Genomic DNA, 14,459 nt, shown 5'->3' on the forward strand with positions numbered 1-14,459 from the left:
GGTCCGTTTTTCGCGGGATTCCGGGAAAGGTGGTGGCCTTTTCCCGGCCGTTCCGGCAGCCGGGGGAATTGCGGCGCACATGCGCTCGTGCCGGTCCCCAACCGCGCATTTCCGGGCTAGGGTGAGCGCCGTCCGAATCGCCTTCCCATCCCGAGGGGGACCTCCCGTGAGCGGCCTGCACGGACTTCCGGCACGGCAGCGGGAACGGGAATCTCCCGTGGCGGATCCGGTGCCGTACCGGCCGAACGGGAGCACCGCGATCGCCGCCGGGCTGTTCGGGCTGATCGCCGCCGCGACGTCGGGCTATCTTCCGGCGAGGCTGTTCCTCGACATTCCGTCCGGCTTCAGCCTCGGTGATCTTTCCCCGTTGACGCTCGCCGATCTCGCCGCGTACCTAGGCGCTTCGCTGGTCTTGCTGCTCGGCGCGATCGCGACCTTTTTCCGTGCGACAGCGGGCGCGGTACTGCTTATCGCGGGTGCGTTGCTCGCACTCGGCGCGCTTCTGCTGGAGCCGGCGCTCGGCGGTTCCCCGGCGTACGTCCACTACTTCCGGACGCTGCTGCGCTTCGAAAATTTCGCCGCGCTCGACCGCGTCGCGCTGGCGGCCGCGGTGCTGCTGGTGCTCGTGCTGGCGGGGTTGCCGCGGACCTTCGGCTACCTGCGTTATCGCGTACCCGTGGTGCCTGCTTCGTCACCCTCGCGACAGTGGTAATTCCGCCCCGAAAACGGGACGAGCCTGGCACCATACAGGCATTCCACCCGCCGCCCGGCGGGAACAGATATACCGAGGACTCCCCGTGACCTACCCCCAGAACCCGCAGGGCCAGCCCCAGCAGCCGCAGAGCGGCCCGTTCCCCGGGCAGCCGTACCCGGCGAGCCAGCCGACGCCGGCCCAGCCGTACCCGGGCGCGCCGCAGCAGCCGTTCGCTCCGCCTGCCGCGGGCCAGCCGTACCCGGCTTACCCCGGCGGGCCTGGTGTTTATCAGCAGAAGCCGAACGGCGCGACGGCGATCATCGCGGGGATTCTCGCGATCATCGGCGGCGTTTTCGCGGTGCTCGCGGTCATCGGCTCGGTCGTGCTGGTCTCGAGCGTCCACGTGCTGCTCTGGCAGCTCTACCTGACGCTGGTCGTCAACGCGGTGCTGGTCGGCCTGCTGTTCTACGGCGGCGTCGGCCTGTTCCTGCACAAGCCGTCCGCTCGGCTGTGCACGATCATCGGCTGCGGGCTGACGATCGCGTTCGGGGTCGTGTCGGTCATCATCTTCTCGGCCGCGACGTCGGGTTTCCACAGCAACAGCGCGCAGTTCCTCGGCGAGAGCATCGGCGGTGCACTGGCCCGGCTGATCCCGCCGATCGCGACCCTGGTGCTGGCGATCGTGAAGCCGACCGCCGACTGGGTCAACTACCGTCCGGGCGCGCCCGCTCAGCAGGGCGCGTACCCGCCGCCGCAGAGCTGGTGACCCGCGGGGCTGCCGGTGCGAGTTTGTACCGGCAGCCTCTCCCGCATGGTGAGTTGCCTCCCAGCTGATGGGATTGTCGGGGGTGCCCCGTACCCTGGGAACCATGGCCGACGACTACTCCGTCCTGGGTTTTGAAACACGCGCGATCCACGCCGGGCAGCAGCCCGATCCCCGCACGGGTGCCGTCATCGTGCCGATTTACCAAACGTCCACGTACGCGCAGGACGGCGTAGGCGGCACCCGCGAGGGCGGCTACGAGTACTCGCGCACCGCGAACCCCACGCGGACCGCGCTGGAGGAAGCCCTCGCCTCGCTCGAAGGAGCCCGCCACACGCTGGCCTTCGCGTCCGGAATGGCGGCTTCGGATGCGGTGCTCCGCACAGTCCTGCGCCCCGGCGACCACCTGGTCCTGGGCAACGACGCGTACGGCGGCACGTTCCGGCTGATCGACAAGGTGCTCAGCCTGTGGGGCGTCGAGCACACGGTCGCCGACCTGAGCCGCATCGACGACGTACGGGCCGCGATGCGCCCGGAAACCAAGCTGATCTGGTGCGAGTCGCCGACCAACCCGCTGCTGGGCATCGCCGACATCGCCGCGCTCGCCGGTGCCGCTCACGACGCGGGCGCCCGCCTGGTCGTGGACAACACCTTCGCGACGCCATACCTGCAAACCCCGCTGGCCCTTGGCGCGGACATCGTGGTGCACTCGACCACCAAGTACCTGGGCGGCCACTCGGACGTCGTCGGCGGTGCGGTCGTCACCAATGAAGACGAACTGCGCGAGCAGCTTTTCTACCTGCGCAACGCCGCCGGTGCCGTCCCCGGCCCGTTCGACGCGTGGCTCACCCTGCGCGGTCTCAAGACGCTGGCCCTGCGGATGGAGCGGCACAGCGACAACGCGGACCTGGTCGCCCGCACGTTGGCGAAGCACCCGAAGGTCACCAAGGTCTACTACCCCGGCCTCCCGGAACACCCCGGCCACGAGGTAGCGGCGAAGCAGATGCGCCGCTTCGGCGGAATGGTGTCCTTCCGCGTCGCGGGCGGCGAGGAAGCCGCACTGGAAGTCGCGTCCCGCACGAAGCTGTTCGTGCTGGCGGAGTCGCTCGGCGGGATCGAAAGCCTGATCGAGCACCCCGGGAAGATGACGCACGCCTCGACGGCAGGCTCGACCCTCGAGGTCCCGGAGGACTTGATCCGGCTTTCGGTGGGCATCGAGGACGGGCGCGATCTGGTGGCCGACCTTACGCAGGCACTGGGCTGAGCTGATCTTGCCTGGGCGGGGCACCGGCTGGTTTCCGGTGCCCCGTTCCTGGCTGGGATGACCGGGGTTCGTGCTGAACGGCAGCCGAATCCGCTTTGGTGAACCCGGAGTCCAGCGAATGGCCTCGACTGGGGTTGCTTGGCCGAAAGCTGCTTGCCGGACGGAGTTCTTGCCCGCTGTCAGGCGACTCCGCTACCCCGCCAGAAGCCCGTGCGCTCGTGCCGATGCTGGCCGACACGGGGCTGGCACTCGAACTCAACCTTCACCGGCACGCGCTGCGGACCGCGGTTGAAGCGGTCCCTCATGCGCAATCCGGTGCGCGGCTTCGGCTCAGCCGCATCGGCCAACCGCTGCCGCCCGGAGTTCTTGCCCGTTCCCGGGCACTTCAGCGGGCGAATCCCGCTAATCGCCATTCCCGCGAACAACTTCCCCGTCTCGCCTGACACACCCGGCGAAATCAAGCACCGCCAGCCGAAACCTCAGCCAGGGTCAGGGCTTGCTGTTCTCCCGCATCGCATTGGCCTGCCGGGTCCCGGTCGTGGCCGGGAGTTCGCTGCCGTTCACACAGCCGCCGACCAGTTCGATGTGGTTGTCGTGCCGGATGTACTGGGCGGGGCCGGTGCAGGCGGCCGCTTCGACTGTCGCGAAGGCGGCGCCGGTGAGGGCCACCGCGGAGAGAATGCCCGCGGCGAGCGGCAGCAGACCAGTGCGGGACTGGGCTCGGGACTTGGCCCGGGAGGTGGTCCCGTGCTGCGCGCGTGCCATGGTCGCACTCCCTGATCATGTGTGGCTGCCGTTATCAGGGTACCGGTCCGGCGGGCGGCGCACCCCGGCCGTCCGTCGGTGGCATCATCGGCGCCATGGAACTGGTCAGCGTCGAGCGCATCCAGGAAGCTCGGAAGCTTCTCGAGGGCATCACCCGCGTCACGCCGATGGAGCACGCCCGCGACCTGCGCCGGCCGCACGGCGGCCCGGTGTACCTCAAGTGCGAGAACCTGCAGCGCACCGGCTCTTTCAAGATCCGCGGCGCCTATACCCGCATCCACGGCCTGACCGCCGAGGAACGCGCGCGCGGTGTCGTCGCGGCCAGTGCCGGCAACCACGCGCAGGGGGTCGCGCTGGCGTCGTCGCTGCTCGGCATTTCCTCGACTGTCTTCATGCCGCTGCGCGCTCCGCTGCCGAAACTCGCCGCGACTCGCGGTTACGGCGCGGAAGTCCACCTTCACGGCGCCGTCGTCGACGAAACCCTCGCCGAAGCCATCGCGTTCTCGGAGCGCACCGGCGCGGTCTTCATCCACCCGTTCGACCATGCCGATGTCATCGCTGGTCAGGGCACCGTGGGCCTGGAGATTCTCGAACAGGTGCCGGGCGTGAAAACGATCCTCGTCCCGACGGGCGGCGGCGGGCTGGTCGGCGGGGTCGGAGCGGCGGTGAAGGCACTGCACCCGGAGATCCGCGTGATCGGCGTGCAGGCCGAAGACGCCGCCGCGTATCCGTCCTCGCTGGAGGCCGGTGCGCCGGTCCGGCTGCGCGAGGTGCACACGATGGCGGACGGCATCGCGGTCGGCGAGCCGGGCAAGATCAGTTACGCGCACGTCCAGTCGCTGGTCGACGACGTCGTGACGGTCACCGAGGAATCCTTGTCGCGCGCGGTATTGCTGTGCCTGGAGCGACGAAAGCTGGTCGTGGAACCGGCGGGTGCCGCGTCAATGGCCGCGCTTCTGCAGCACCCCGGCGCGTTCGAACCGCCGGTGGTGGCGATCCTCTCCGGCGGCAACGTAGATCCCGTTCTGCTGCAACAGATCATCCAGCACGGCATGACCGCCGGCGGCCGTTACCTGAAGCTGCACCTGCGGGTGCCGGACCGTCCGGGCTCGCTGGTTTCGGTGCTGTCGTGCGTGAAGGAGCTGGGCGCGAACGTCCTCGACGTCGAGCACTCCCGCATTTCCGGCAGCCTGGCGCTCGGCGAGGTCGACGTCGCCCTTGCCCTGGAAACCCGCGGCCCGGAGCACTGCAAGGACGTCGAAGCCGCCCTCGCCGACGCCGGGTTCACGATCGTCCCCTGAGTGTCTACTGTGGACTATCTGGAAGCCGGAGGCTGAACCACAGCGGCAGGTAGTCCTCGTCGCGCGGGTAAAGCTCCTGGTCCAGCGCGTAATCCTCGGGCCGGGGAGGTGTGTGGAAAGCCGGTTCGTCGTCCTCGTCGAAGCTGGCCTGGTAACTTGACGGCGGGTCGATGACCAGCGAGAGCGTGTACCAGGTACCTCGGCCTTGGACGTACTTGCTGCGCCGCAGCTGAGCCAACGGCTTCGACAGCTCCCGCGCGACGGGCACCTGCTGCGTGCTGCCGTCGGCCATCCGCGCGCCGCAGGCGAGGTTCGCGTGCCTGCCCAGCGCCATGAAGTCGAAGACGATCTGCTGCCACCCCTGCGGAGCCGCCGCGGCGAGTGCCGTCGCGATCTCGCTCACCAGCTCATCGGGATCCCGCGGCGCACTCTGCGGTTCCGGACGGCTCTCCTCGGCGGGCGGGCTGGTCATCGCCGCCAGCATCCGTTGCTGCGTGGCCTTGTCCACTTCCGGCACGGTGTATCCGGCTGCCCGGATGTGCTCGACCAGCTCAGGATCCGGCGAAATCCCGTGCTCACGCAGGTAATAGCCGACCGCGCCGGGCCACACCCAGCTGCCGTCGGTGCGGAAATTCAGCGGAACAGCGTCCGTGCGGGATGGATCGAAGGCGTCCGTGTCGTTGTTGCGGGACGCCAGGATGACCGGCGCCTTGTTGAGATAGCCGAGCACTCGCTCGCGCTCCTCGGGCGACAACGCTTCCCGCTCGACGACCGGATTCCCCGCCTCGTCGAACCCGTCGTAGACGCGCGGAGTGCGCAGCTCGTCTGCCGGTTGCCCTTGGGACGCAACGACTTCCGGCTCGGGCGCATCATTCGCGGGGGCCTCGGCAGGTGCTGCTTCCGGCTCGGAGGCTTCGGCAGCGATCTCGGCCGCCGCGACTTCGCTGGGCTCGGACTGCGCCTCGTCGCCGACGGATGCCGGGGTAGTAGCCGCTGTCTCCGCGAGGGACGGGGAGACAGGCTGCTCCGCGTCGGGCAACGGAGCAGATGTGCTGGGCTCGTCGACAGGGAGCGCGGGAACAGAGTCCGCGGGCTCTGCAGGCTGTTCCGCACTGGGCAGCGGGGGAGTCGAGGCGGCCTCGTCCGTGGGAAGCGCGGGAACAGGCTGCGCAGTGTCTGCAGCCTGCTCTGCACTGGGCGGCGGAGGAGACGTGCTCGGCTCGTCCACGGGGAGCTCGGGGACAGAGTCTGCAGGTTGTTCGGCGCTGGGCAGCGGTGGTGGCGTGCTGGGTTCGCCCACGGGAACAGAGCGCGCAGCGCCCGCAGGTTGTTCCGCACCAGGCAGCGGCAACGGCGGCGGTGCCTGCCCCGCGCTCGGCAATGGCGGAGGAACCGCCGGGCCGGAGCCGGGCACGTGCGGCGGAACCGGCTGCCCGGCACCAGGCGGAGCAGCGCCAGGCACCGGCACGGCAGCGCCAGGCACCGGCGGAGGAGGCACCGCACCAGCCCGTTGCCGCAGCCACGGTGGCACGAACCGGTCCTCGCGCGGGAAGAAGCGCAGTTCGTCCTGGAAGCCGATCGGCGGTGGCACTTGCCGCCAGCGCGGTTCGACGTCCGGCTGGTAGTCCGCGAACGGCGGCCGCTGCGGTGAGAACACCAGGGTCGCGCTCAGCCACGTGCCCCGGCCCGGCTGGTACATCCCGGTGCGCAGCGCGCCGAACAGCCGCGGCAGTTCCGGATGCGGCTGGACCGGGTAGGTCCGGTTGTCCGGGGCGAGCACGTTGACGTCCACTTCCACGTGCCGCCCCGCGGCGCGGCAGACGACCTGCAGCTGCTGCCAGCCAGCGGGCAGCGCGGCAGCGGCCGCCTGGCCGATCTGCTGGACGAGCTCCTGCTGCTGGGCAGGAGTGTGCGGCTCCGGTGGCCGGGTCATGGTTTCTGCGGCTCCTCGCCGGGCGGACGCGTCATTTCGATCACCTGTTCCGCGGCGGGCGGATGCCCGCGAGCAGGTTGGCCGGCGTGTAACCAGACTGCACGTCGAAGGTCATTCCCACCGAACGGGCGAGCACGGCCACCGCGAGCGGGGCCAGCGCGAGGAACCCGCCGGGATCGTCGGCGCGGTCCTCGGCGGTCCAGTATTCGCGGTGCCGTTCCAGCGCGGCGGCGAACGCTTCGGCGAACTTCTCAGTGTCCCGGCGCAGCACGTAGTAGAACATCCGGATCGGCGGGTACACGAGCTGCAGCATCGCCGCGGGCGGCGTGTACTGCGCGGTGTCCGGGTCGGTGCCGTCCATCGCGGGCAGGAACATCTCCGGGGTGACCTCGCGGTGCGCGAGGAAGGTCTGCAGCGTCTCGACCCACGGGTACATGTAGGCGTCATGCTCGATGCCCGAGGCGCGCAGCACGTCGAGCGGCACCGCTGCCAGCTGCTGGATCAGCACGTCGTCCCGCTGGATCACGGCGAGCCACGCCGCGGTCAGCCACGCGCCCGGATCCGTGCGTTCGGTGGGGCCGGTGGCCGCGAAGCGCCGCGGACGGCCGATCACCGCGTCGACCTCCTGGCCTTCCGGCGCGTTCGCCGCGGTGAAGGCGGCGGCCGCGGCCTGTGCGGCGAGGGCGAGATCGCCCCACGTGTCCGGGTCCTCGGCGTCCGGGTCGACCACGCTGCGGTACTGCCCGAGCATCAGCTCCCGGCGCAGGACGTTCGCCAGCGCGCTGGTGTCCTGCGTGATGTAGTCGAAGTAGAAGGCCACCTGCGGCGACAGCTTCTCGATCTGCTTCCACGCGCCTGCGACGTCGACGGAATGCCTGGGGACGGCGGTTCCCCGCGTCGGCTGGTCTGCGAGCGGCACGGTCATCCGCCGGCGGTGATGTCCTGCGCCCACGGCGGCAGGAAGTCGGAACCGGTCTCGCGCATGATCTCCAGCCGCTCTCGGTAACGCTCGACGTCCGGCGTGATGGCCTTGAACCACGCGCTGACCGAGGGCCATCCGACGCGGGCGGGCTCGTTTTCGGTGAGCAGCCAGACCTGCGGATCGTCCTGGTCGGCGTCTGCCCCGTCGACCACGTGGTAGGTGTACCCGCCGTGCGCGGCGAGCACCAGCGCGCCGTCCACATCGGACAGTTCGGCGTTCTGCGCGTTCGCGGTGGCGGCGGCGTGGTTCTTGGCCTCGCCGCGCACCGCTTGCACGCCCAGCGAACTGCCGGGCAGCCACAAGCCGTGCGTCGTGCCGATGAGGCGCAGCACTTCCCTTGCCGCGGTCGGCACCGCGCGGGCGCGCTGATCTTCCGCCATCGCGTCGATCTCGGCATCTGATGCGCCGCGCACCGATTCCGCGCGCAAACCGGCTTCGACCGCACCGGCGAAGATCGCGCGAACCAGTTCCGCGCCGTCGCCCGGAGACGCCGTCATCACATCAACCTTTCACCGGCGAGGTTGACGACCTCGACCCGGACATTCGGGAAAAGCTGCTTGTACTGCAGGATAACATCGGTGCAGGAGTCGCAGATCTGGTACTCGTTCGGAATCATGTCCCGCTTGGTCGACGGCAGGTCCACGACCATCCGCAGGTCGCCGCTGAGATCTTCGCGCGTGACCGGCGTGTAGGGCTTCCCTGCCTGGTGCGCGCGTTCCGCACCGCGCCGGTTGATTTCCTCGAGGGCGCCGTCCATTCGGTCCCGGGCTCGCGCCGTGTCGCCGCGAAGTCCTTCGCGGTACATGTTTTCGTGGTTGTTCTTGAGGTATGCCGCTTCCTCGCGCCGGGATTTCTCGATTTCCTTCTTGACGATGTCGTCGATTTCGCTGCGGTCGAGTCCGGAACGCGACGCGAAATTGTGCCGCACCATTTCTTCGAGCAGTTTCGGTTCCGAGTCGTGGGTGCGGCCGAACTTGCCCTCCGGGTCGGGCATGCCGAGTTCGGGCCGGTACGGAGCGGCGTCCTTGGTGCCGAACAACCGCTCGGACTTGGGCCACTCGGGGCCGTCCTTCGCCGGCGCCCAGTCGTGGGTCTTCCCGCTGAAACTGTAGAGATCGACAGTTTCGCCGTTCGCGTCGCGGAACCTCGCCGTGGTGAGGGCCCGTTCGTGCGGACGGCGTACGTCGTCGGTGAGCGGGTTGCGGTTGCCGTTCAGCTCTCGCACGTCGTCGAGGCCCTCGGCGCGGCGGTCGCGGTTCTCCTGCCGGAGATCGCGCACGTCCTGGTCCCGCTCTTCCTGGTTGAACGGCGGCTGCCCGCGGTCGGCGGCGCTGTCGGCATCGATGTCGTGCGGATCGTGGTGCTTGCCGTCCGGAGCGAAACCGTCGTCGCCGACGCGGTGTGCCGTGCCGTCGGGATGGTGCACCGACCATTCGCCGTCCGGCGGGATCCGGGGCCGCATCCGTCCGTCGGGGCCGATCTCGTAGTCGGAGGAGAAGACGTGGCCGTTCGAGTCGGTCCACGCCGGCTTGCTCGGCGCCATCACCTCGGTGTCGAGGTCGCGCGAGAGCCGGTGCGCGAAATCGTTCGAGCCCGCGTCGCAGCCGATCAGCCGGATCGGCCGGCCGTCGTAGTTTCCGTTGCGGCGCAGGATGTCGGCGAACTCTTCCGGCGTGTACAGCCGGTCGCCGATGCGGGCGTGCCCGTCCGCGGTGACGTGCACGTCCACCGTGTAGCGCCCGTCCGGGTCCGGCTGGACGCGGTGCGGCAGGTCGCCGAGTTCGGGGTCGCTGCGGTGGTACGAGCTGCCCGCCGGGGTGTCCTCGGCGTGCCGGTGGTTGACCTCGTCCGGCGACAGCGGCTCCTCGTGGTGCGGCGGGGTGCCGTCGTGGTCGGGGTTGTCGTGGTGGTTCGACCCGTCCGAGTCGGGGCGCTTCGGATCGTGGTGCTCCGGGTCGGCGTGGTCCGGCTTGGGCTCGGGCTTGTCGTTGCCCGGCTTGCTTTCAGCGTCCTCGTGCTGCCCCGGCTTCTTGTTCGGCTCGGTGTTCCCCGGCTTGTCGCCGTTCTTCGGCTTCCCGGACTCGTCGGCGTGCGGTTTGCCGTTCTGCGCCGGGGATTCTTTCCCGGTCCGTTGTGGACCGCTGGCTTCGCCGGGTTTGGCCGGCGCGTCGGTACGCGCACCGCCGCGGGCCACGGGCTCGGGGGAGCCGTCGGGACGCCGCGCGCCACCGCCTGCCTCCGAGCCGCGCTGGCCTCCTCCCGGACCGGTCGCGACCGCCGCCGCGGCCGGGGGTGCGGAGCCGTCGCCGGACCCGCGGTTCGCCGAGGAGGGCGATCCGCCGCCGGACGTCGGTGCGGGCTCCGAACGGCCGAGACCTGGCTCGGTACCGGGACGTTTGGGCTGCCCGGCTTCGCCGCCGTCGCCGGGGCGCTGCGGGCCGCCGCTCGACGAATCCGCCGGACGCTGCGGCGAAGAACCACCGCCGCCCTCCGAGGGCCGCTGCGGGGAGGAGTCGCCAGTGCGCTGTGGAGACGAACCGCCTTCGGAAGGCCGCTGCGGGGAGGAGTCGCCAGTGCGCTGCGGAGACGAACCGCCTTCCGAAGGTCGCGGCGAAGAACCGCCGTCACTGGGCCGCTGCGGCCCAGGCCCGGAACGATCCGGAGTACGGCTCGGCCCGCCACCGTCCGAAGGGCTCGGGCCACTGCTCGGCCGCCGACCCGAAGGACCGCCGTCCGGTACTCGGTTCGGCGCCACGTCGGGAGCGCGCGTCCCCGGCGTTCCGGTCCAGCCGCTGCCGCTGGGCCGGGGTGCCGGACTGCCGCCGCCGGCCGGGGCGCTGGTCGGGCTGCCGCCACCGCCCTGCTGCGGAATTCCGCCGCCCGCCGGACTCTGATTCGGCGAAGAACCGCCCCCGTCGTTCGAGCGGATGTGTTGCGGGGGAGCGGATTGCGGAGCAGGCGCGTCCGCGCGAGGCGGGGCGTACCCGCTCGCCGACGTCGAATCGCTGCTGCTCGAGTGATGCGGGCTCGGCTCGCTGCCGCCGGAATGCGTGCCGCCGCCCGATGAAGACCCGCCGAAGTGTGGAGCGCTGCTGGAAGTACTCGGCGGCGCGCTGACCGAGGACGGCGCATCGCTGTGCGAAGAGCTTTGCGGCGAATAAGAACTGTCCGCGGGACTGTCTCCGCCGCCGCGAGACGTCGGGCTCGAATCACCGGCGAACGTCGACGGGCTGGAGTCGTGGTGGCTCCCGCCGGGACTGTCGGAACCACGCCGGGTCGACGACGTCGCAGTGTCGATTGTGGACGGTCCGGTGCCGTCCGGCGAAGAGGAATGCGAACCGCCCGGCGAAGACGGACTGTCGCTGCTCGGACTGTCGGATCCGTTGTTGCTGCCGGAATCGCCCGAGTGGTCGCCGGGCGCGTCGGAGCTGTCCGAGCTGTTGTGGCTGCTGTTCGGGCCGTCGCCGTCAGCACCGTCCGACCCGTTCGAGCGGCGCGACCCGGAGGGCGAACCGGGGTCCGCGTCGCCTTCGCCGGAGCCGCCGTGGTGACCGCCGCCGGAGCCGCCCGCACCGCCCCCGCCGCCCCCGCCGGAGCCGCCGCGGTGGAAGAAGCCGCCCGCCTTGATGTTCTTCGTGCTGATCACGTCGAGGCCGGTGACCTTGCCGGCCAGCTTGCCCAGCACCTTGATGATCTTCGTGAAAACCTCGGCGAGCTTGCCGAGCAGCGGCGAAACGCGGCGCATCGTCTCGCACAGCTTCGTCAGCAGCTCGCTGATCTTCTCGCCCCATTTGGAGATCGCCGTGACGGCCTGCGCGACCACCAGCGGCGTCCCGAACCCGAGCGAGAAAACCTCCTCCATGACCCAGGAGATCAGCTTGCCCACCAGATCCGCGATGAGCTGCCGCACCAGTCCGCGCACGAAGGCGACGACCTGGCCCATGATCATCGTGACGGTGCCGATCGCGCTCGCGACCGTCGCCGCGCCGCCGATCGCGTCGGCCGCCTCCGCCGCGGACTTCCGGTAGGCGTCCGCGCCGTCGCCCTTCCACTCCGCGGTGCCGGTCTTGACCGCGTTCTCGAGGTCTTTCTGCCGTTCCTGCAACGACTTCGCGACGTTGCCCCAGGTGTCGGCATAGGACTGGATCACCGGCGGGTTGCCCGCGACCGAGTCCAGCATGTCCTTCAGCGGCTGCACGTGCTCCATCAGGAACGACGCCACCGACGACATGAGGTAGCCGAACGGGTCGATCGCCGCGCCCGCGATCTCGCCGGCGAGGCTCGCCACGCCGAGGCCGCCGGAAACCCAGTCGCCGTCCGCGATTCCCTTGAACGCGTCGGTCGCCGATTCGGCGATGTTGATGCCGGTGGCGTAGCCGTAGTCGCCGTTGCCCTCGGTGAACGGCCCCGGCCCGTCTCCGTCCTTTTTGGACTGTACGACCAGCGGATTGGCGTCAGGCATCAGTCGCTCGCCTTCATCGAACCGGCGGCTTCGCCTTCGTAGCTGTCGTACGCCTTCGCCGCGTCGCGCACCTTCTGCGCCTGCGCGTCCATCGCCGTGACGGTGTTCTGCAGTGCGGTGATGCCGTAGTTCTCGACCGGGTCGAGCATCATCCGGAACGGCTGGCAGAGAATGCCGTACGCGTCGGTGGGCATGCTGACCTGGTTCGCGGCGTCGACAGCCTGCTTCAGCCCGTCCGCGATCCCGTCGAGCTGACGGGCGTGCGCCTCGAGATCGCCGCCGATCTCATAACCCCTGGGTGCCATGGTTTTTCTTCCCCTGGAACGGCTTGGACTCAGGACAGGATCGATCCGCCGAAGTCGTCGTCATCGTCCGACGAGCTCCGGCGGCGGCGTTGCTGTTGAGGCGGTGGCGGCGGGGCTGCCGGGCGCGGCGGCGCCGCGGGTGGCGTGGTGCCTGGTTCTTCGGCGTCCTCCGGCAGGAACCGGCGCACCCGGTCGGGTTCGGGCTGGCCCTCTTCCTCGGCCGGCGGCGCGGGAAACGTCCGCTGCGCGTCGGCCACCAGCGTTTCCGTGGTCTGGTCGCCGCCGACGGTTTCGGCCGCGGCCTGCTGCAACAGCTCCGGGATCCGGGCCTGCGCGCGCTGCACAAGCCGCATCACCTCGGCGGAGACGTCGGCCATCTTCTTGCCTGCCGCGGAGTCCGCGAGCACCAGGTTCTTCAGCAGACCCTTGGCGTCCACAGTGACCTCGACCGCACCGTCCTTCGACCGCTCGGTGACGGTTTGGCCTTGCATGCGCTCGGCCATCGCCTGATAGCGGGCAGCGGTCTGCTGGAGCTGCTTCGTCCAGCCCTCGACCATCTGCTCGCTGGCGTCGATGCTGTCGGGCATCGGGCCCCCTTCTCCACGGTGACTTCTCCAGAATGACGGACGCGCGACCCCGTCGGTTCCGCGCGGTTCCGATTTGTCCGCGCGACGCCGTTCCCCATGTGTTGATGACTACTGTACGCGAACTTACGGTAGCGCGCCGTAATAAAAACCGGCCCGTCCGCGAAACTCGCGGACGGGCCGGGGAAGGGAGGAAGCGGATCAGAGGTTGCCGCGGCGCTCCTGCTCCCGTTCGATGGCCTCGAACAGGGCCTTGAAGTTGCCCTTGCCGAAGCCGAGCGAACCGTGCCGCTCGATGAGCTCGTAGAACACGGTGGGCCGGTCGCCGATCGGCTTGGTGAAGACCTGCAGCAGGTAGCCGTCCTCGTCGCGGTCGACCAGGATCCGGTGCTCCTTCAGCGTTTCGATCGGCACGCGCACCTTGCCGATCCGGGCGCGCAGCTCGGGGTCGTCGTAGTACGAGTCCGGGGTGTCGAGGAATTCGACGCCCGCCTCGCGCATCGCGGTGATGGTGGCGATGATGTCGTTGGTGGCCAACGCGATGTGCTGGCAGCCCGCGCCCTCGTAGAACTCGAGGTACTCGTCGATCTGCGACTTCTTCTTCGCGATCGCCGGCTCGTTGAGCGGGAACTTGACCCGGTGGTTGCCGTTCGACACCACCTTGCTCATCAGCGCCGAGTAGTCGGTGGCGATGTCGTCGCCGACGAACTCCGCCATGTTCACGAAGCCCATGACGCGGTGGTACCAGTCGACCCAGTAGTCCATCTTGCCGAGTTCGACGTTGCCGACGCAGTGGTCGACCGCCTGGAACAGCCGCTTCGGCGCGCCCTCGGGCCGCTTGACGGTGCCCTCGCGCGGCTCGTAGCCGGGCAGGTAGACGCCGTTGTAGCGGGACCGGTCGATGAGCGTGTGCCGGGTCTCGCCGTAGGTCGCGATGGCGGCGCGGCGGATCGTGCCGTGCTCGTCGGAGACGTCGTGCGGCTCCTCAAGGATCGTCGCGCCCTCCTTGCGGGCGTGCTCGATGCACTTGTCGACGTCGGTGGTCTCCAGCGCGAGGTCGATCACGCCGTCGCCGTGGCGGCGGTGGTGGTCGAGCAGCGGGGAGTCCGGCTTGACGCCGCCGGTGATCACGAAGCGGCCGGAGCCGGACTTGAGCACGAAGGCCTTGTGGTCGAGCTGTCCCGTCTCGGGACCGGAGTACGCGACCAGCTGCATGCCGAACGCGACCTGGTAGAACCACGCGGTCTGGGTCGCGTTGCCCGCGATGAACACCACCGCGTCGAGAGCCTTGACCGGGAACGGGTCGGTCGAGGCGTCGTGGTCCACCAGTCCGACGAGCTGGCGGAGCTGGTCATAGCTGACGTCGTCGAGTGCGCCGTGCGGATCCATCGTGGAGGTCATGCATT

12 protein-coding genes are annotated in these 14,459 nt (G+C 69.7%); 4 read left to right on the forward strand and 8 right to left on the reverse strand.

Annotated elements, in window-relative coordinates:
• Positions 1-166: 166 nt before the first annotated feature.
• From AB5I40_RS33595 to AB5I40_RS33605, 3 genes are all read left to right on the forward strand, one after another.
• Complete coding sequence (locus tag AB5I40_RS33595) at positions 167-712, forward strand: hypothetical protein (protein WP_370934215.1); 546 nt, start codon at positions 167-169, stop codon at positions 710-712.
• 85 nt (positions 713-797) lie between these two features.
• Positions 798-1,460: a hypothetical protein gene (locus AB5I40_RS33600; RefSeq protein ID WP_370934216.1), complete on the forward strand. Its 663-nt coding sequence runs from the start codon at positions 798-800 to the stop codon at positions 1,458-1,460.
• A gap of 103 nt (positions 1,461-1,563) precedes the next feature.
• On the forward strand, positions 1,564-2,721 hold the full coding sequence (locus tag AB5I40_RS33605; protein WP_344279839.1) for a cystathionine gamma-synthase: 1,158 nt from the start codon (positions 1,564-1,566) through the stop codon (positions 2,719-2,721).
• Positions 2,722-3,210: 489 nt separating this feature from the next.
• On the opposite strand, the gene AB5I40_RS33610 is transcribed toward AB5I40_RS33605, so the two are convergent.
• On the reverse strand, positions 3,211-3,486 hold the full coding sequence (locus AB5I40_RS33610; protein WP_370934217.1) for a hypothetical protein: 276 nt from the start codon (positions 3,484-3,486) through the stop codon (positions 3,211-3,213).
• A gap of 95 nt (positions 3,487-3,581) precedes the next feature.
• Here AB5I40_RS33610 and ilvA point away from each other — a divergent pair, with 95 nt between their 5' ends.
• Positions 3,582-4,787, forward strand: coding sequence for a threonine ammonia-lyase (gene ilvA / locus AB5I40_RS33615; RefSeq protein ID WP_370934218.1), 1,206 nt, complete (start codon positions 3,582-3,584; stop codon positions 4,785-4,787).
• Between the two features lie 4 nt (positions 4,788-4,791).
• On the opposite strand, the gene AB5I40_RS33620 is transcribed toward ilvA, so the two are convergent.
• The 7 genes from AB5I40_RS33620 to hppD all read right to left on the reverse strand — a co-directional run bounded on the left by AB5I40_RS33620 (position 4,792) and on the right by hppD (position 14,454).
• The gene (locus AB5I40_RS33620) at positions 4,792-6,720 is read right to left on the reverse strand and encodes a hypothetical protein (RefSeq protein ID WP_370934219.1); all 1,929 of its coding nucleotides are present in this window, start codon (positions 6,718-6,720) and stop codon (positions 4,792-4,794) included.
• Between the two features lie 40 nt (positions 6,721-6,760).
• Positions 6,761-7,645: an immunity 49 family protein gene (locus AB5I40_RS33625; protein WP_370934220.1), complete on the reverse strand. Its 885-nt coding sequence runs from the start codon at positions 7,643-7,645 to the stop codon at positions 6,761-6,763.
• Positions 7,642-8,199, reverse strand: coding sequence for a hypothetical protein (locus tag AB5I40_RS33630; RefSeq protein ID WP_370934221.1), 558 nt, complete (start codon positions 8,197-8,199; stop codon positions 7,642-7,644). The genes AB5I40_RS33625 and AB5I40_RS33630 overlap by 4 nt, the downstream gene beginning before the upstream one ends.
• On the reverse strand, positions 8,199-12,164 hold the full coding sequence (locus tag AB5I40_RS33635; protein WP_370934222.1) for a hypothetical protein: 3,966 nt from the start codon (positions 12,162-12,164) through the stop codon (positions 8,199-8,201). The genes AB5I40_RS33630 and AB5I40_RS33635 overlap by 1 nt, the downstream gene beginning before the upstream one ends.
• Positions 12,164-12,469, reverse strand: a complete 306-nt coding sequence (locus tag AB5I40_RS33640) for a type VII secretion target (RefSeq protein WP_370934223.1) — start codon at positions 12,467-12,469, stop codon at positions 12,164-12,166. The genes AB5I40_RS33635 and AB5I40_RS33640 overlap by 1 nt, the downstream gene beginning before the upstream one ends.
• A gap of 29 nt (positions 12,470-12,498) precedes the next feature.
• Positions 12,499-13,056 (reverse strand): YbaB/EbfC family nucleoid-associated protein, encoded by a 558-nt coding sequence (locus AB5I40_RS33645; protein ID WP_370934224.1) that lies wholly within the window; start codon positions 13,054-13,056, stop codon positions 12,499-12,501.
• A gap of 198 nt (positions 13,057-13,254) precedes the next feature.
• Positions 13,255-14,454 (reverse strand): 4-hydroxyphenylpyruvate dioxygenase, encoded by a 1,200-nt coding sequence (gene hppD, locus AB5I40_RS33650; RefSeq protein WP_037816724.1) that lies wholly within the window; start codon positions 14,452-14,454, stop codon positions 13,255-13,257.
• Positions 14,455-14,459: the final 5 nt, after the last annotated feature.

Origin of the sequence: Amycolatopsis sp. cg13, assembly GCF_041346965.1 — a bacterium.
GTDB lineage: Bacteria > Actinomycetota > Actinomycetes > Mycobacteriales > Pseudonocardiaceae > Amycolatopsis.

Excerpts from the sequence above, each read along its gene's own strand:
- AB5I40_RS33605 (WP_344279839.1), top strand. The coding sequence starts at position 1,564 with ATGGCCGACGACTACTCCGTCCTGGGTTTTGAAACACGCGCGATCCAC.
- AB5I40_RS33645 (WP_370934224.1), bottom strand. The coding sequence starts at position 13,056 with ATGCCCGACAGCATCGACGCCAGCGAGCAGATGGTCGAGGGCTGGACG.
- AB5I40_RS33620 (WP_370934219.1), bottom strand. The coding sequence starts at position 6,720 with ATGACCCGGCCACCGGAGCCGCACACTCCTGCCCAGCAGCAGGAGCTC.
- AB5I40_RS33630 (WP_370934221.1), bottom strand. The coding sequence starts at position 8,199 with ATGACGGCGTCTCCGGGCGACGGCGCGGAACTGGTTCGCGCGATCTTC.
- AB5I40_RS33640 (WP_370934223.1), bottom strand. The coding sequence starts at position 12,469 with ATGGCACCCAGGGGTTATGAGATCGGCGGCGATCTCGAGGCGCACGCC.
- AB5I40_RS33625 (WP_370934220.1), bottom strand. The coding sequence starts at position 7,645 with ATGACCGTGCCGCTCGCAGACCAGCCGACGCGGGGAACCGCCGTCCCC.
- hppD (WP_037816724.1), bottom strand. The coding sequence starts at position 14,454 with ATGACCTCCACGATGGATCCGCACGGCGCACTCGACGACGTCAGCTAT.
- ilvA (WP_370934218.1), top strand. The coding sequence starts at position 3,582 with ATGGAACTGGTCAGCGTCGAGCGCATCCAGGAAGCTCGGAAGCTTCTC.
- AB5I40_RS33610 (WP_370934217.1), bottom strand. The coding sequence starts at position 3,486 with ATGGCACGCGCGCAGCACGGGACCACCTCCCGGGCCAAGTCCCGAGCC.
- AB5I40_RS33635 (WP_370934222.1), bottom strand. The coding sequence starts at position 12,164 with ATGCCTGACGCCAATCCGCTGGTCGTACAGTCCAAAAAGGACGGAGAC.